This window comes from Vibrio sp. 10N.286.45.E10 (assembly GCF_002874195.2).
In the GTDB taxonomy this organism is placed as follows: Bacteria; Pseudomonadota; Gammaproteobacteria; order Enterobacterales; family Vibrionaceae; genus Vibrio; species Vibrio crassostreae.
In genome coordinates this window covers 462,392-479,154 of sequence record NZ_MCWD02000002.1, presented here as the reverse complement: position 1 = coordinate 479,154, position 16,763 = coordinate 462,392, and the positions used below count along the sequence as shown (strand labels likewise).

At 44.3% G+C, this 16,763-nt stretch carries 15 protein-coding genes; 6 read left to right on the top strand and 9 right to left on the bottom strand.

Annotated features, from left to right (window positions below):
- The first annotated feature begins 194 nt into the window (after positions 1–194).
- The 6 genes from BCU34_RS15290 (at position 195) to BCU34_RS15265 (ending at position 5,821) form a co-directional block, all read left to right on the top strand.
- Entirely contained in the window at positions 195–1,691 is a 1,497-nt protein-coding gene (locus tag BCU34_RS15290) for an RDD family protein (RefSeq protein ID WP_102479036.1), read from the top strand.
- Positions 1,692–1,729: 38 nt separating this feature from the next.
- Entirely contained in the window at positions 1,730–2,965 is a 1,236-nt protein-coding gene (locus BCU34_RS15285; protein WP_102479037.1) for an MFS transporter, read from the top strand.
- Between the two features lie 50 nt (positions 2,966–3,015).
- Positions 3,016–3,486 carry a GNAT family N-acetyltransferase gene (locus tag BCU34_RS15280; protein WP_102479038.1) on the top strand — a complete coding sequence of 157 codons (471 nt, stop codon included), beginning with the start codon at positions 3,016–3,018 and terminating at the stop codon, positions 3,484–3,486.
- Between the two features lie 247 nt (positions 3,487–3,733).
- The gene (locus BCU34_RS15275; protein WP_102431658.1) at positions 3,734–4,252 is read left to right on the top strand and encodes a hypothetical protein; all 519 of its coding nucleotides are present in this window, start codon (positions 3,734–3,736) and stop codon (positions 4,250–4,252) included.
- A gap of 455 nt (positions 4,253–4,707) precedes the next feature.
- Entirely contained in the window at positions 4,708–5,364 is a 657-nt protein-coding gene (locus BCU34_RS15270) for a hypothetical protein (protein ID WP_240698053.1), read from the top strand.
- A 22-nt stretch (positions 5,365–5,386) separates the two neighbouring features.
- Positions 5,387–5,821 carry an META domain-containing protein gene (locus BCU34_RS15265; RefSeq protein ID WP_017105036.1) on the top strand — a complete coding sequence of 145 codons (435 nt, stop codon included), beginning with the start codon at positions 5,387–5,389 and terminating at the stop codon, positions 5,819–5,821.
- Between the two features lie 115 nt (positions 5,822–5,936).
- Here BCU34_RS15265 and BCU34_RS15260 read toward each other — a convergent pair whose 3' ends face one another.
- The 9 genes from BCU34_RS15260 to BCU34_RS15220 form a co-directional block, all read right to left on the bottom strand.
- Positions 5,937–6,374 carry a DUF3299 domain-containing protein gene (locus BCU34_RS15260; RefSeq protein ID WP_219909161.1) on the bottom strand — a complete coding sequence of 146 codons (438 nt, stop codon included), beginning with the start codon at positions 6,372–6,374 and terminating at the stop codon, positions 5,937–5,939.
- A 52-nt stretch (positions 6,375–6,426) separates the two neighbouring features.
- Positions 6,427–6,954, bottom strand: coding sequence for a hypothetical protein (locus tag BCU34_RS15255; RefSeq protein ID WP_102285549.1), 528 nt, complete (start codon positions 6,952–6,954; stop codon positions 6,427–6,429).
- A 310-nt stretch (positions 6,955–7,264) separates the two neighbouring features.
- Positions 7,265–8,143 carry an AEC family transporter gene (locus BCU34_RS15250; RefSeq protein ID WP_102478906.1) on the bottom strand — a complete coding sequence of 293 codons (879 nt, stop codon included), beginning with the start codon at positions 8,141–8,143 and terminating at the stop codon, positions 7,265–7,267.
- Between the two features lie 286 nt (positions 8,144–8,429).
- Positions 8,430–9,764 carry a guanine deaminase gene (gene guaD / locus BCU34_RS15245; RefSeq protein ID WP_102433434.1) on the bottom strand — a complete coding sequence of 445 codons (1,335 nt, stop codon included), beginning with the start codon at positions 9,762–9,764 and terminating at the stop codon, positions 8,430–8,432.
- A 59-nt stretch (positions 9,765–9,823) separates the two neighbouring features.
- Positions 9,824–10,705 carry a xanthine dehydrogenase accessory protein XdhC gene (gene xdhC / locus BCU34_RS15240; RefSeq protein WP_102478905.1) on the bottom strand — a complete coding sequence of 294 codons (882 nt, stop codon included), beginning with the start codon at positions 10,703–10,705 and terminating at the stop codon, positions 9,824–9,826.
- Positions 10,706–10,753: 48 nt separating this feature from the next.
- Positions 10,754–13,144, bottom strand: a complete 2,391-nt coding sequence (xdhB, locus tag BCU34_RS15235) for a xanthine dehydrogenase molybdopterin binding subunit (protein ID WP_102478904.1) — start codon at positions 13,142–13,144, stop codon at positions 10,754–10,756.
- Positions 13,137–14,582: a xanthine dehydrogenase small subunit gene (xdhA, locus tag BCU34_RS15230; protein ID WP_102433431.1), complete on the bottom strand. Its 1,446-nt coding sequence runs from the start codon at positions 14,580–14,582 to the stop codon at positions 13,137–13,139. Before xdhA ends, xdhB begins: the two co-directional genes overlap by 8 nt.
- Positions 14,583–15,061: 479 nt before the next feature.
- Positions 15,062–15,796 carry a GntR family transcriptional regulator gene (locus BCU34_RS15225; RefSeq protein WP_048658960.1) on the bottom strand — a complete coding sequence of 245 codons (735 nt, stop codon included), beginning with the start codon at positions 15,794–15,796 and terminating at the stop codon, positions 15,062–15,064.
- A 194-nt stretch (positions 15,797–15,990) separates the two neighbouring features.
- Positions 15,991–16,677, bottom strand: a complete 687-nt coding sequence (locus BCU34_RS15220) for a DNA-3-methyladenine glycosylase I (protein WP_102478903.1) — start codon at positions 16,675–16,677, stop codon at positions 15,991–15,993.
- Positions 16,678–16,763: the final 86 nt, after the last annotated feature.

Sequence of the window (16,763 nt, the reverse complement as noted above, 5' to 3'; positions counted from 1 at the left end):
ATATTGCATGGTCCATTAGTTTTGGCATTTGCCTGTGTTATGTTTCTCTCGATTTTATAAAGCGTTTCTTATCTATTGAAAGCAAAGTGTTTTCTTTCGAATTAATTTCAAGATTTGTCTATCAGTACATCAACCTAACGCTATCAAAAATCGATTTCTCTACGCCAATAATCAATACCACCTTAGGAAAGGACATGTCTGAAGTAATAGAAAACACCCCTACAATTGTACTCGCGTCTCGATGGTCTCGCTTATGGGCATCTATCATTGATGCTTTCGTGTATGCGATTTTCATTGTTCCTGTTTTTCTATATGGCGGTTTGTACGATAAATTGCTTTCCAATGAAACCATTGAGTTAACAGAACAAGTTGCTCTGACTGTTTATAGTTGGGTGGTTTACTTTTTGTGCCAAGGGTACTTACTTCATAAGAAGGGGCAGACAATTGGTAAAAATCTAATGGATATTGCGATTGTCGATATGGAAGGTAAACAAATAGGTTTGCTAAACATAGTGGGCAAACGAATCATTCCTATGGTGGCTGTAGCTTACATACCTTTTATTGGTCCATTTATATCAACGTTTGATTATCTGTTTGTTTTTCGCAAAGACAAACGCTGCTTACATGACTTAATCGCTTGCACTCAAGTTGTCATTGTTTCAAAGAAAAGTTCAGATAGCGACAACTCTGAAATTGGTGTAAATACAACCGAAGTTGTCCCTGCATCTCGATGGCCTCGTTTTTTAGCGTTTTTTATTGATGGTGTCATTACGGCTGCCATCATTGCGCCAATCTTTATGTATACAGATTATTTCCAAAAAACAATCGATACAGGGGTGATAGACCTTAGAGAAGTCGCTGCTGTCTATGCCTATTTAGGGCTGATGTTTTTATTGGTACATGGGTATTTACTGAATAAGAAGGGACAGACGATTGGCAAACATCTAATGGAAATTGCGATTGTCGATATGGAAGGTAAACCTATAGGGTTATATAAAATTGTGGGTAAACGAATGATACCTATGATTCCCTTTACTATTATACCTATCACTGGCCATTTAATATCCATGTTGGATTCTCTTTTCATTTTCCGAAAAAACAGACGTTGCTTGCATGACTTAATCGCAGGCACTCAAGTTGTTAGTGTGTCAGCCAACAATTTAGAAAAAAATGAGCACGAATCATTAGAAAACCCAATAATTGAAAATGCACCTAAAGTAAGACTCGCGTCTAGGTGGCTGCGCTTTTGGGCCGTTTTTATTGATGTCTTAATTGCTGTGGCTATTGTCATGCCAATTTATCTCTATACCGATTATTTCCAAAAAATATTTGAAACAGGGACAGCTGATACAGCAGAACTAATAGCAGTCACTGCTTACGGTTGGCTCGTGTTCCTTTTGTTGAATGGCTATTTACTGCATAAGAAAGGGCAGACTATTGGCAAAAATATAATGGAAATCGCGATTGTCGATATGGATGGCAAGCAACTAGGGTTATTCGAAATAATGATCAAACGAATTTTACCTATGAACATCTTTGTTTATATTCCTGTTATTGGTCAATTTATTGCGTTGCTAAACTATCTGTTTGCTTTACGTAAAAACAGACGTTGCTTGCATGACTTAATCGCGGGAAGTCAGGTTGTTAGTGTTGCTGTTCCTAGAAATCTCGATTTCAGCACTATCGAATAGAGATTCATAATTAAGCACTTACATACTTTAGGCATTTCATGATTCATAAGCTTTTCTCAGCCATTTCTATTTACAGGTATTTACCGAATAACATCTATTATTTAGCACTGGCTAGAATGATTCTGGGAATGGGTAACTTTATCGTTCCATTTTTAGTCTTACTGTTAACCGATAAGTTGGGTTATTCCGCAACAGTCGCAGGTTCCCTTGCCATGGGTGTGACGGGCTCTTACCTTTTAGGGAGCTTTTTAGGTGGGAGATTGGCGGATAAGTTGGGACATAAACGGGTCATGGTGTTTGGCGAGTTTATGTGTGCTGTATTATTGATTATTTGTGGTTTCTTCGCCGATGCTCCGGTCGTCGTACCTGTGTTTTTGTTTTGTGCCTATTTCTTTGGCGGCTTAGCGTTGCCCGCGAGTAATGCTTTAGTTGCTGACCTTTCTACCCCTCAGAATCGTGATGCAGTTATGTCACTGAGTTATCTAGCCTATAACTTTGGTTCAGCTCTTGGTCCTGTTATGGCTGGGTACTTGTTCTGGAATCACACTGACTGGATATTTTTCGGCAACGGTTTTGCGGCTCTTTTTTGTGTTTTTATTGTGGCTGCATTTGTGAAGTTGCAACCTGGAACGGAATCGACCAGCAAGAGTGAACTGGAGCAGCCCGTTTCTGGTTCGGTTTGGTCAGTTTTAAAATCAAGGCCACGGCTTTTGTTGTTCACTTTTCTATGTGGATTACTGTGGTATTCGCTAAATCAAATGACTATGGCGAGTCCATTGTATTTGAGTCATGTGTTTGGAGAGCAAGGCCCAATTATTTTCGGGCAACTTATGACTTACGCTTGTGTTGTAGTGGTGCTGATTACGCCAATCTTAATGAAGTTCACGTCAGGTAAGGCTGAAACCGTAAGCCTTGCTTATGCAGGCTTTATGTTTGCCTTTGGTTATATGCTCGTCATGTTGTTTCCCAACATTCCTGTTCATTTCTTTGCTTGGCTATTTCTATCTGCGGGCGAGGTTCTTCTTTTGACAAAAGAGGGCATATATTTAGCAAACAACTCCCCGTCGAGTCATCGTGGACGCATTCAAGGCGTGCTCATTACCTTGCGAACGGTTTTCGTCATGCCTAGTTTTATCGTGATTGGCTACTTTATCGATGATTATGGGTACACTTTCACTTGGTTTAGTGTGATATTAATTTCAGTTGTTGGTGCCGTTGGTTTTTATCTTATGTCAGCTAAGGGGAAGCAATCTCCAGCGTTAGTCACCGAGTAGTTATTCGATTTACTAGCAAGTAGTATCTTTTAGTCACCAGAGGTAGGCTTATGATTACAATTAGAAAAGCGGTTGAGTCTGATGCTCAGGATATTTTCGATATCCGAAGCCGTGCCATTGTCGAGAAGTGCTCGGCTTATTACTCAGAAGAACAGCTGTCAATATGGACGCAGGGTGGAATGTCTGATGGATTCATCAGTGATGTAGTTGAAACCTTCCACGTTTCAGAAGTTGATGGTCGAGTGATTGGCAGCGGTAAGATCAACATCGAAACCGGTATGGTTGATGCTATTTTTGTTGACCCTTACTTTGCAGGAAAAGGTGCAGCGAAGCAGATGTTGCACTTCTTAGAGGAGCTCGCGATTCAACACAACTTGCCCTTAATGAAGTTAGAATCGACCCTGAATGCCGCTACGTTTTATCGTTCGTGTGGCTTTATTGGCGATGAACTTTCCACTTATCACTCGCCTAGAGGTATTAGCCTCGATTGCATCCCTATGGAAAAGCCGGTGGTTGCTTAAATAAACAGCGCCAATACCAATCTTGGTGCTGTTTTTACTTTCCCCTTACACTCTTTTCTAACATCGAACCTAGTATCAAATTTCTCTTTGTTATACAGGCAAGTCTCTCATTATGAGGAACTTCTTCGATAGCGAACTCATGCTCTCTAGCTCCTTGAATTTCGTTTTGCTATCACTAGGGCTAACGCTCATCTTACATATTCCAATTTGGTGTGGGTTCAACTTGAGCCGACGCAAATGGAAACTTATGGATTATTTATGGCCGTTCTTGGCGGGTATCGGGATGCTGGGTGCAGTGTCTGAGATTCGTGCGAAAGTAGCGGGTGATTGGGTTGAAACAGAACAAACCAGAGCGGTGGCGATTTTAGAGTCGGTTCAGCAGTTTTCTTTGGATAAGCTGAGAAGTGATACCTGCACCGGTCAACCATCTTTAGATAATCACGCTCAGCACCATGAAGCGTGTTTGTGGTATTTGAATACCGCAATTACGTTCAAAGATGTCGATTTCACCTTGCTACCGAATGCATCGGATTTTACGGTTCCTGCGCCGAGCGTTTCGCTGGTGGAAAGCGATGCGGTGTGGGTGGATGGTATGTTGAGTCAGTATGAGAAGCAGAAAAACCAATACATTAAAACCAGAGAGGCCCAGGTCAAGCAGCCACTAGAAAGCCTCTTTTGGTATGTAAGCCCTTATTTAGTTTGCTTTGCGATAGCTCTCCGCCTTACTAAGGTGACGGCAGAACTTAAACTGGACAAGCTTGGGTAAACTACCGTTTAGATTCAGTGGGTATGGCTTTCTTTGACGAGGAAGCCTCTCGTTTTCTTTTCCGTGTTAGTCATTTTATTATTTGATAAATAACCATACGCAACTCAGTTTAAATTATTGTGTGGCTAATATTACCGTCCCCTAATTTATAGACTTTTGTTTTCATTGGTTTTTTCTTACTGATCTTGTTAAATGTTATATTTCTAGTTCTAAAGTATGATAGTTATATTATTATAAACCGTAAAAAAGTATGCGCCCCAACTTGATTCTAATATATTATTTTATCATGTGTTGTTTTTCTTGTTTTTTGTACATAACATCCTGCCAGCTAAATACTTATTAAATATTAAGGTCAGTATATGCTGGAGAAAATTAAACTTACATTTCTATTATTAACCCTGATGTTTTCTAACTCGGCGCTAAGTTCAACACTATTTATCAAGAATAGCTTGGACATGTCTGGAGAAAGTGGCAGCGAGGAGATGAAAGCTTTTTATTCAATTAACAAAGGTGCTTGGGTTGATATTGAACAGCTTGATATGAATGACCCGAGCTCCCTGTCTAATCTCATTAGTTACACTGATGGTGATAGGTTAAGAATCAAAGTTATCACACCGACTAAGCGATTCGTTAGTCAAGGTATGTCTATACCTTACTTCCGTAACTCTCAACCTCATATGTTTGAAATTAAAGGCACGACATTGCCAGAAGAAGTTCATATTCAAATAGATGGTGTATTAGGGCGAGGAACGATCAAGCGTGCCTTTACTACCGATTCTGGCTGGCAATATCGTGTAACGACCTGTGGCGGTGCCGGTATTGTGATTGCCTGTGCTGTTGGTGATTATGGTGAGCTAGTGATGCGTTTCGCTGGTATTACAACAATCCCTGTTTTCTCTGGTTCATCTTATATTGATGAGCGATTCTTCGATAAGCTTGAGAAGGGGAAACAGATCGAATTACTCGATAATAAGGGGCATTATTTCAGCGGCTTGTTTTACCATGAGGTGAAAATTTGGGACCGAGAAGCTGGAGAGATTTTTGACCTTAAAGCTGGCGGGTTAGGGCTGGGAATGGGTGAAGCAGTCTCAATTAAATTCACACGTTGGTAATTCATAAGTAACGGAAAGAATAATGAAAAAAGTAATTTTATCGCTTAGTGTGTTGTTATTTTCTGGAGTGTTAGGAACAGCCGTTCAAGCGCAAGAAATAGAAACCTCTCATGAGTTATCACCAATGCACCAGGCTGTTATGGGGCCTTGGAATCTTATTCGTGTTAATGGTGAGCAGCCGACACACCAAGCATCAATACAAATAGCACGAGACAACATTTATGGCCGTACGGGGTGTAACCATTTTTTCACCCACGTGACGACATTTGAGCAGGGCTATTTGGCATTCACCCCAATTGTCAGCACGAGAATGGGCTGTAGTGGAACTCAAGCGATTCAAGAGAATTTGATTTTTGATACATTCGAAGAGAGCGTTACTGTGGCTTACGACGATGTAGGTGAACAGCTGACGATTATCGGGCATGACAATACGTTGATTTTCGAACCGTCAAGCTAGTCTGGGATTGATTGGATGTTAAAAAGAGCCTCGATGCGGCTCTTTTTGTTATAGGTTATGAGTTGTCGGTGAAACCAAAGCTAGCATTAGCACTTAGTGGTTCACGCCGTTTTAGTTAGTGGTAATTCACTACCAACGAAGCATTCATATCGTACCCCATGGTCAGATCGGTATCGCCATCGACAAGATATACATTGTCGGTGGTCAGTTTTGACGAAATCACGCCTTCTACCCAAACTGGGTACTGAACGGTTTCTACTTTGTAGCCTTCGGGGTAAGAGACTCTGACAATTTGGTTCGCTGGTGGTGGTGGCATATGTATGCACGCTCCTGCTGTAGGAACTAACAAGAATTCGGTAGCAACGAGGGGCGCTGAGAAAGCAATTGGAACCAGGAATCCAGGTATACGCACCTTCTTACCGTCAAAGTCTTGAGTCAATGTCTCTGATGCTCGCTGTTGATTCGCGATGTATTTCGAACGCAGCTTCAGTAATTCATCGGCGCCTAGCCCTTCTGATGTTAATTTTTGCTGCGCTAAGTATGTTGAATACAAGATGTCTCATCAAATGGCTACTTTGCTTTTAAGAACATTTACTTACAGTCAGTTAACTAAAATTGTATCTAACCCCAAGTTGTAGTTGAGGCCCATAAATCCCGTTGTTCTTAGAAGATATCGAGAACGCGGCTTTATCCGTTGCATGAAATCTCGCGCCAAACGTAAAGATCGAATGCTCTCCATTTGCACCGACCATGACATTTGCCTCTACTCGTTGGGTAATCCAGGCTCGAAGCCCTGCGTTGAATTCAATAAAGGCTTTGCTTTTCCCTGGAGCGTAAGAGCCTTTGTTGTAGTGAAGAAATAATTGAGTATTGAGATCGATGGCTTGGTTGATAGGACCGTAAACTTGAGGGCCGATATAGACGTCATAGTTGTCTTCATCGAGATCGGCATTTGAGCTTACTCCACCCAGAAGCGCCAGGCTGTCATTGATATCTCGTCCCCCTTCCAAACTAATACCATTTGGCTTTGTTTGAATCCCAAGCTCTACAAAATCTGTAGTGAAATTTGCAGCAGACAATGCTTGGTGAGAGAAGGTACATAGCAGTAGAGGTATTAAATTTTTAATTTTCATATGACTTATAAAAGGTAATGCTAGCGGGGCGAAAATCGGATGGTATTTTATTAACTAGGTAACTTGAGGAAGATGAAGCTCGAGGAGAACAAAGTCAAAATAAATAAAATATTTTGTTGTTCATTTTTGTGTTTTTGTTCAGAAAGGGGGGGTGAGGGAAAGAGTGATATCAAACTTATTTTGTATTGAGTTTCTATTTTGTGCGTTTATTAAACATTAACGTAAACATCAACAATGATATTTATTCTTAGGGTGGGAACTTTATGTTTTTATCTTGTGTGCCTGTCGTACAGCGGACTTGCAGTAATTTTTAGGGCATCGACAGGGCAAAAGACAGCAATATCGGCAGCGTTACCACACTTAAGAAGTTACCGAACAACACCATAGACGCGACCTTGGGGGGCTCTACATTGAAGCGTTCTGCAAACAGGTAATTCATCACTGCGGGTGGCAGCATGGTGAATAGCACCATCATTTGCAGGTGCAGCGTTGGCAGCGGAATAAAGAAGTAGATGATGGTAAAGGCGATGGCGCCAGTAAACAGTGATTGAGCGGTGCACAACAAGCCGACTTTTAATCCGCTTAGCCTTAAGTTGACCATTTGCGAACCTAGCGATAGCAGCATGATAGGCACGGCTGCTTGCCCGAGTAGCGAAGTGGCTTCATAGATTGGATTCCACACTGCAATGCCGGACAAATTCAGTGTCATTGCTAATAAAGCAGCCAAGAATATCGGCATCTTGAAGATCTGTTTGATTGGGTTGCCTTCGCTTAGTAACGCCAAGCCTACACTGATATGAACACACGCCGACACCACAAACAGCAGTACCGCTGGGGCTAATGCACTTTCGCCAAAGGTATACGTGAATAGGGGGATCGCAAGGTTGCCGCTATTGCGAAACATGTGTGGCGGAGCCCAAGCTTTGAAGTTGAGCTTAAAGATCTTACAGATCGGAATCATTAATAAAGCTGGCACTAACACCGCAACCAAAGACGCAGAGATGAGTGGCAGTTGTTCAGTGTCGAGAGGCATGGTGGTCAGCGAGGCAAACACCAAAGCAGGGATACAAACATCCATGTTGATGCGATTGATCGGTTTGAAATCGGGTTTGAGCCAACGACCGACAGCAAAGCCAGCACTGGCTAGAGCAAAAACGGGAAACAGAATGCTGACGACCTGTTCGAACATAGAATTCCTTTCTAGATTAGGTGCTTCCATTTAGCTGAGAAACGAATGTTTGAGAGAGATGCTAAAGTGAAGTATGAAGTCGAAATGTATAAACATTAACCTATCAATATAATGACTTGGCGTCACCGAAGATCGTTGTCTGTGAGCGGTTAATTTATATTTCTTTGAATGAAGCACAAAAAAGACCAGTGGCATCAGCAACTGGTCTTTCAAGGCTAGATAAATCTGGACGGATTTTTAATTACGACGGCTGCCGCTGTCTAGCGATTGTTACTCGGTTTTAAGTCTAGCTAACGAGCTTTTGGTAATCTTTGAAGTTCACATCGTAGGCTTTTTCTCCGTAGATGTAAGTCTCGCTGACGGTTCTGTCGTCACCCAAACTCATTAGCACGAACAGTTTCTCTTCGAGCTTTGTGGCTTGTTCCATTCTAAAGCGCATCAGTTGCGTGGCGTGTAAGTCGAGCACCACGAAATCCGCTTCTTTACCGACTTCCAAGTTACCAATCTTGTCTTCTAAATGCAGTGAACGTGCACCACCTAATGTGGCTAAGAACAGTGATTTGGCTGGGTGCAACTTCTTATGTTGTAGTTGCATGATCTTGTAGGCTTCACTCATGGTTTGCAGAATCGAGAAGCTAGTGCCTGCGCCTACATCGGTACCCATACCAACACGAATGCCGTGCTCTTCCATTTCGGGTAATCGGAATAAACCTGAGCCTAAGAACAGGTTAGAGGTCGGACAGAAAGCGATGGCAGATTCGGTATCCGCTAGACGCTTACATTCGCAGTCAGACAGGTGAATACCATGGGCGAATACGGAGCGTTTGTGCAGTAGACCATAGTGGTCATATACATCCAAATAGCTGTCGCGTTCAGGGAACAGTTCTTTTACCCATTCAATCTCTTTCTCGTTTTCAGAAAGGTGCGTGTGCATGTATACGTCAGGGTATTCTTCTAGAAGTTTACCAACGGTCGCCAATTGCTCTGGTGTGCTGGTTGGCGCAAAACGAGGTGTCACCGCGTAAAGCAAACGGCTGCGGTTGTGCCACTTCTCAATCAGTTCTTTGGAATCAGCGTAGCCAGATTCTGGAGTGTCGGTGAGGTAGTCTGGCGCGTTGCGATCCATTAAAACCTTACCTGCGATCATACGTAGGTTGCGCTTCTCAGCTTCTTCAAAGAAAACGTTAACCGACTCTTTGTGCACGGTGCCGAACACGAGTGCTGTGGTGGTGCCGTTGCTTGCTAGTTCGTCTAGGAATAGCTTCGCCACTTTGTGTGCATAAACTGGGTTTTTGAAGCGTTTCTCTTCTGGGAAGGTGTAGTTCTCTAACCAATCAAGTAGCTGCTCACCGTAAGACGCGATCATCCCTGTTTGAGGGTAGTGGATGTGCGTATCAATAAAGCCAGAGGTGATCAGCTTATCTTTGTATTCTTTTACTTCGAGTGTTTTAGGCTGGCGAGCCAATACGTCATCGGCATGGCCTAAATCGACGATGTGGCCGTTCTCAACCACTAAAACACCGTCTTCAAAATAGTCGTAAGACTCATCGATACCGACGTCTTTTGGGTCGGCGACGCTGTGTAAAATACTGGCGCGATAAGCTTTGCGTTGCGTTGTCATGTTTACTTCCTTTTAATGACTTCAGCGACGTGATGGCCACTGAAGCTTTGCGACTTGTATTAGGCGATCTTCTCTTCCAATGGTGGTTCGCCTACATCGCTTAGTTGACTGTGTTGATCGGTCAAATCCTGATTTCGATATTGTTTGGTTGGGCGCTTTTGTTCAAGCGCTTGGCCTTGATAGTGTGCGATCAGTTCACCCGCAACCGATACCGCAATTTCGGCAGGATGTTTGCCATTCACGGCGCTAATGCCAATCGGGCAAATCATGGTTTCAATTTGCTCTTGGCTATAGCCACGCTGTTCTAAGCGGAAGTCGAATTTCTTACGCTTAGTAAGCGAGCCGATCATGCCAAAGTAACGGCTGTCTTCACGGTCGATAATCGCTTTGGTTAGGTCAAAATCGAGCTGGTGGTTGTGGGTCATCACTAGGTAATAGCTGTTCGGTGGCATGTGTTTCACTTCACCGACTGGATCGTCTGAGACAAGCTTTTTCACACCGTGTGGCAGCGCTTCAGGGAATACTTCTTCGCGTTCATCAATCCAGGTCACGCGGAAGGGCAGGGTTGCGACAATGTGTAGTAGCGCTTTGGCAACGTGGCCTGCGCCGAACAACACAAGGTGGTTCTGCTGAGTGCCAATCGGTTCAAAGCTTAACGTTGCCATTCCGCCACAACATTGGCCTAAACGAGCGCCTAGGTTGAAGCGTTCTACTTTGAGTGATTTCTCGCTGGCAATCAGCATTTCACGCGCCATTTTGGTGGCCACATGTTCAAGGTGACCACCACCAATCGTAGCGATGATTCGGTCACGAGTGACAAGCATTTTGGTGCCCGCATCGCGTGGAACGGAACCTCTGTCTTCAAGAACCGTCACCATCACACACGGTTCGTAATTCTCTTCCAGTTTTGCCAGTTCGTGAATCCAATTATCCTTAAACATACGTCCTCCTAAATCCCTTCTATACTTCCCAAGCTATCATGAGCCTTATTAAGCCGTTTCTGATTGAGCATCGACTGAAGTCGGAGCCGTTTCAGTGACTTCCTGAATCGCCATCAGAATACGTTCTGGCGTTGCAGGTGTGTTGAGCTTAGGAATCGCGCCATCGATGGCGACATAGCTAATGGCGTCTTTTAGTGCGCTCCATACCGACATACCCAACATGAAAGGCGGTTCACCCACGGCTTTTGAGTTGAAGACGGTGTCTTCTGGGTTGTTACGGTTTTCTAAAAGGTGCGTTCTGAAATCAATTGGCATATCAGCAATCGCAGGGATCTTGTAACTCGCTGGGCCATTGGTCATTAAGCGGCCTTGCTGGTTCCAAACCAACTCTTCCGTGGTTAACCAACCTACACCTTGCACAAAGCCACCTTCGACTTGGCCAATATCAATCGCAGGGTTCAATGAAGCGCCCACGTCATGCAGAATATCGACACGCAGAATCTTGTTTTCGCCGGTTAGAGTATCGATGATAACCTCTGAACAAGATGCTCCGTATGCGTAGTAGTAGAATGGGCGACCGCGCGCTTTCTCGTGATCGTAATAGATCTTCGGAGTGCGGTAGAAACCAGTGCTCGATAGCGAGATTTGGTTAAACCAAGCCAGTTCAACAAATGAGTTGAAGGTCATGATCTCATCGCGGATCTGCACCATGCCGTTCTTAAATACCACCTCTTCAGGCCACACTTTGAAGTGCGAAGAAGCGAAGTCGATCAGGCGCTGCTTAATGGTCATTGCGGCGTTTTGCGCGGCCTTACCGTTGAGGTCGGTGCCCGATGAGGCTGCGGTTGGTGATGTGTTCGGAACTTTGTCTGTGTTTGTAGCGGTGATCTGGATACGTTCGACATCGACTTGGAACTCCTGTGCAACGATTTGTGCAACTTTGATGTTCAAGCCTTGCCCCATTTCCGTACCACCGTGATTCAAATGAATACTGCCATCGGTGTAGATATGGATGAGCGCACCTGCTTGGTTCAAGAAAGTCGCAGTAAACGAGATGCCGAATTTCACTGGTGTGATTGCTAGGCCCTTCTTCAAGATAGGGCTTTGCTTGTTGAACTCAGCAATGTCTTTACGACGTGCGTGATAGTCACTGCTGCGCTCAAGCTGTTCGGTTATCTCAGGTAAAAAGTTGTCTTCAACGGTTTGGTAGTAATGGGTCACGTTACGGCCTTCTTCGCCGTAGTAGTTTGCCTTACGTACTTCCAAAGGATCTTTTTTCAGGTAACGCGCAATCTCGTCCATGATGTGTTCAATAGTCATCATGCCTTGCGGGCCACCAAAGCCACGATAAGCGGTATTCGATGCTGTGTTGGTTTTGCATCGGTGACCGACCACAGTTGCATCACCTAGATAATAGGCGTTGTCTGAGTGGAACATCGCGCGGTCTACGATTGAGCTTGATAAGTCTGGTGAGTAACCACAGTTACCTGCAACGGTAATGTCGGCACCTTGAATCACACCATTGTCGTCAAAACCAACTGTGTATTGGTTGTAGAACGGGTGACGTTTACCGGTTTGCTGCATGTCTTCACTGCGCAGCAAACGCATTTTGGTTGGGCGACCAGTGAGGTGAGCAATAACCGCAGCCATACACGCTGGAGAGGCTGCTTGAGTCTCTTTACCACCGAAACCACCACCCATACGACGCATATCAATCACGACTTTGTGCATCGGTACGCCAATCACTTCCGCAACCAGCTTTTGAACTTCGGTCGGATTTTGGGTCGAGGTATAGACGATCATGCCACCATCTTCGGTTGGCATTACGCTACTGATTTGAGTTTCTAGGTAGAAGTGCTCTTGACCGCCAATCTCTAGGTCGCCAGAGATCACGTGTTTTGCTTTTGCCAGTGCGGCTTTCGAGTCACCACGCTGTTGAGTGTGGCTCTCTGTCACGAAGTGCTCTTTTACCAGCGCTTCTTTTACATCAAGAATGGCAGGTAGCTCTTCGTATTCAAGAATCGCTGCGTGTGCGGCTTTGCGTGCGGTTTCTAGATCGTTAGCTGCCACAGCAATCACCGGTTGGCCGTAATATTCTACTTTGCCGTCGGCAAGCAGTGGGTCACCCGGAAGAATTGCGCCGATATCCAGTTCACCCGGTACGTCTTTGGCTTGAATGGCAATCGCCACGCCTTCAAATTCGTAACACGGTGATAAATCTATCTTGGTGATGTTGGCGTGTGCTTGAGTGCTCAGGCGTGCGTAGACGTGCAGCTGATTGGGGAACTCAAGGCGGTCATCAATGTATACCGCTTCGCCCGTGACTTGCTTGGCTGCACTGTCGTGTTTAACGCTTTTGCCTACGCCAGTTTTTAGGTCTTGTTTTGCAATGGTAACCATCTCTTCGTGGGTCATCGCATGCTCGTGTGATTTAGACATAAGACGTTACCCTTGTTTCGATTTGGTTGTTTTTGTTCTGTTGTTCAATGAAGTAACGACGCAACATATTTGCTGCCGACAATGAACGATATTCTTGGCTTGCACGGAAATCAGATAGCGGCTCAAAGTCGTTATACAGTTCCTGCATTGCTAACTTAATATTAGCGTCTGTCCACGGTTTGCCTAATAACGTATTTTCACAACGCGCCGCGCGCTTAGGTGTTGCAGCCATACCACCGAAAGCGATACGAGCGTAAGAAACCTTGCCATCTTCGATTTGAATATCAAACGCACCACACACTGCAGAGATATCATCGTCTAAACGTTTAGACAGTTTGTAAGCTCGGAAGCTGTCGTTGGTTGGCTTAGGAATGATGATCTGTTCAATGAACTCACTCTCTTTTTGCGCTGTCACTTTGTAGCTGATGAAGTAATCTTCAATCGGCATGGTGCGTGACTCATCACCACAACGAAGTTTGATCTTCGCGTTCAGGGCAATCAGTAGAGGAGGGGTATCACCGATAGGTGAAGCGTTGGCAACATTGCCACCGATGGTGCCTTGGTTACGAACTTGAAGTGAAGCAAAGCGGTGCAATAGTTCCCCAAAATCTGGGTAGTGTTTTTTCAGTAGTGAGTAAGAATCGCTGATAGGTAGGTTGGCACCAATGATTAAATCGGTGTCGGTCTCTTCGCATACCTTCATGTCTTCAACAAGGTTTACGCTGATCAGTGTTTCAATCTCGCGATGGAATTGTGTCACTTCCAGTGCTAAATCCGTGCCGCCAGCAACCAGCTTCGCGTTCGGATGCGCTTGAAAAAGCTTGGCCAACTCGTCAGTGCTTTTCGGGGAAAAAGCGGTGAGGTGACCAAGGCGTAAGTTGGCCTCGGTGTCTTGAATACCTTCTAGCTTCTTGATGGTGTTGCGTTCAAGCTCAGCAAATTGGTCGATCAAAGGTTGGTCTGTTGAAAGCGACATCGCGGCATCAACGATTGGTCGGTAGCCTGTACAACGACATAGGTTACCCGCCAGTGATTCCATGACGTCTTCTTTGCTCGCATCGGGTTTGTTCTTGCCTAGGGCAAACATCGACATGATGAAGCCCGGCGTGCAGTAACCACACTGTGAACCGTGAAAATCGACGACCGCTTTCTGTACCGGGTGTAATGACTTATCTCGGTTTTGCAGATCTTCTACTGTGATCAGCTGCTTACCGTGTAACGCTGACACAAATGTAAGGCAAGAGTTCACCGAACGGTATTGCAGTTGTCCATTAACTACTTCACCGAGAACGACGGTACATGCGCCACAGTCACCTGACCCACAACCTTCTTTGGTACCGGTTTTATTAACCTTGGTACGAAGGTAGTTGAGCACTGTCATGTTAGGTGACAGATTGTCTTCACGTCTTATTTCCTGATTGAGCAAAAAAGTAATCAAGAGACCTCCTTGTAAATCGACATTGTTCCATGTGTATTCTTTTTGACTTCTAGGTCAATAATTATCCATCCTGACCCTGTGGTCAACTATTTATTTACAAAAATGCAACAACGTTGCGCTTTGGTGGATTGTGTACAATTTAATTTTGGATGTAGTTGTTTGTTTTATTGGGATTTAAATTGGAAGTGTTGAGTTTTGTGGTGTGAATGAATTAATGGCTATGTATACAAAATAAAGACAATAATTTTTGCATTAGGGAGTAAATGTTATAGAGGCTAAGAACACTATTCTGCTCAGAAACGAGAGTATTTTGAGGTGAAATGAGTCGATCTTCGCGTCTATCATTATAGGGAGGGTATAAAAAAGAGAAGTAATCGCAGAGGCTTACTTCTCTCCCGTCTTGTTAACAAAAAGTTGTTAACTGATAGTTGCCAACAAGAAACTATTAGCAGTTAGTCATTAATAGCTTATAGAAGCGATTATGATTTGTTCTTAAGCAGATCTGAGAACACAACATGCAGGTCGCTCGATGCAGTGCTGCTGTCTAGGTTTAGCTTAGAGCGAATGTGGCTTAAATGCTCTCGCATTAGGTCAACGGCTTGCTCTTCATCTCCAGACTCTATCGCATCAAGCAATCCTTCATGCTCATCGAGAGAGCAGTTTGAGTGGCTGCCGGTTTCGTACTGGGCAATAAGCAGAGAAGTTTGCGATACCAAGCTGCGTTGAAAAGCCAGCAGTGGCGCGTTCTCAGCCATTTCAGCCAGTTTGATGTGGAACTCACCAGACAAACGTAAGCCAGAACCATAGTCACCTTGGTCGAAGGCGCAGTTCTCTTTCGCGACCAGTTTTCTACACTCTTCGATTTGAGCTTTGGTCGCGTTTTTAACCGCTAGCTCTGTGATAGCAATTTCCATCACTTCGCGTGCTTTAAATATCTGTTTGGCTTCGTCTACTGTGGGTGCTGCAATCACGGCACCTCGGTTAGGACGGATCACCACAACTTGTTCTAAAGATAGGCGCAGCAAGGCACGACGAATAATAGTACGGCTAACACTAAAGATTTCTGCTAATGCTTCTTCGCTTAATTTGGTGGCTGGTGGCAGCCTTTGTTCTAGTATCGCATCGAAGATATGGCAGTAAACAACATCGTCTTGAGTCTGGCCTGTTACTTTCGTTTTTACACCTTTGGAGACAGAGTTTTTGAGAACTGTCATAGAGATAAGGACCCTTGTTTAGTCGAGTTGGGTTGGTTGAGAATAATTCATGAGTATTACCCTATATTGTATACATTTATCTATACAATTCCACCGGATGAAAGTGCGATGCACGCTTATTTGTTAATGACTTATAACATTTAGTTTGCAAGGAACTGTGTGCAATCTAGAGCTTTAAGTCATTAGCCCTAAAACTAGACGCGATTATCGCCGCAGCTGTATGCCACGATCTGGCTGATTTCGCTCAGTCTGCGACCTGATTGCTGCTGCCACTCGTTGAAAGCCTTACTTGCCGCAACTTGTGCTCGCTTAGTGTTACGACCGCTATCAACCACATCTGTGCTGCGCAGGTGCGCTTCAACGTCCGATGATAAGATGAATGTGTCTTTACCCATCTGGCGCAAGGTGTAAGCACCGGTGTTACCACCTAATCGCTTACCGTGTTTCTTCAGGTAGTCCCAAAGTTCTGTAATGCGTTCTGATGGCCAGTCGGCAACCATTTGTGAGAATGAATCGGCTTCACGCTTGGCATTATGAATCATGGTGGCATTGGCAGGGATAGTCATCACCTTAGTAAGGTGACGAATAATACGCGGGTCTTGCGCTTTCTGTTCCCACATCTCATTCGGCAGCATTAGCATCTTTTCTATGTCGAATTCAAAGAACACTTCTTCAAATTGCGGCCATTTCTTCCTCACCACATTCCACGAAATCCCACACTGGAATACCTTCTCGGTAAAGGCGGCTAGCCAACGGTCGTCGGTGATTTGTGATAACTCGGCTTGTGAAAGAGGTGCACGAACAATCTTTTCTAGCTCAGCTGCCCCGCCTTTACGGTGAGCGGCACGTTGGTAAATGGTGTCGAATTTTTCTTGGGTCATTGGAGGTTCCAAACTAAAGCGATTCTTTATGATATGGGGATTAATTTCTATATGAAAAGGAGCTTAAGCCATTGTCTTCAAATCAA

Excerpts from the sequence above, each read along its gene's own strand:
- BCU34_RS15290 (WP_102479036.1), top strand. The coding sequence starts at position 195 with ATGTCTGAAGTAATAGAAAACACCCCTACAATTGTACTCGCGTCTCGA.
- BCU34_RS15285 (WP_102479037.1), top strand. The coding sequence starts at position 1,730 with ATGATTCATAAGCTTTTCTCAGCCATTTCTATTTACAGGTATTTACCG.
- BCU34_RS15280 (WP_102479038.1), top strand. The coding sequence starts at position 3,016 with ATGATTACAATTAGAAAAGCGGTTGAGTCTGATGCTCAGGATATTTTC.
- BCU34_RS15275 (WP_102431658.1), top strand. The coding sequence starts at position 3,734 with ATGGATTATTTATGGCCGTTCTTGGCGGGTATCGGGATGCTGGGTGCA.
- BCU34_RS15270 (WP_240698053.1), top strand. The coding sequence starts at position 4,708 with ATGTCTGGAGAAAGTGGCAGCGAGGAGATGAAAGCTTTTTATTCAATT.
- BCU34_RS15265 (WP_017105036.1), top strand. The coding sequence starts at position 5,387 with ATGAAAAAAGTAATTTTATCGCTTAGTGTGTTGTTATTTTCTGGAGTG.
- BCU34_RS15255 (WP_102285549.1), bottom strand. The coding sequence starts at position 6,954 with ATGAAAATTAAAAATTTAATACCTCTACTGCTATGTACCTTCTCTCAC.
- BCU34_RS15250 (WP_102478906.1), bottom strand. The coding sequence starts at position 8,143 with ATGTTCGAACAGGTCGTCAGCATTCTGTTTCCCGTTTTTGCTCTAGCC.
- guaD (WP_102433434.1), bottom strand. The coding sequence starts at position 9,764 with ATGACAACGCAACGCAAAGCTTATCGCGCCAGTATTTTACACAGCGTC.
- xdhC (WP_102478905.1), bottom strand. The coding sequence starts at position 10,705 with ATGTTTAAGGATAATTGGATTCACGAACTGGCAAAACTGGAAGAGAAT.
- xdhB (WP_102478904.1), bottom strand. The coding sequence starts at position 13,144 with ATGTCTAAATCACACGAGCATGCGATGACCCACGAAGAGATGGTTACC.
- BCU34_RS15225 (WP_048658960.1), bottom strand. The coding sequence starts at position 15,796 with ATGACAGTTCTCAAAAACTCTGTCTCCAAAGGTGTAAAAACGAAAGTA.
- BCU34_RS15220 (WP_102478903.1), bottom strand. The coding sequence starts at position 16,677 with ATGACCCAAGAAAAATTCGACACCATTTACCAACGTGCCGCTCACCGT.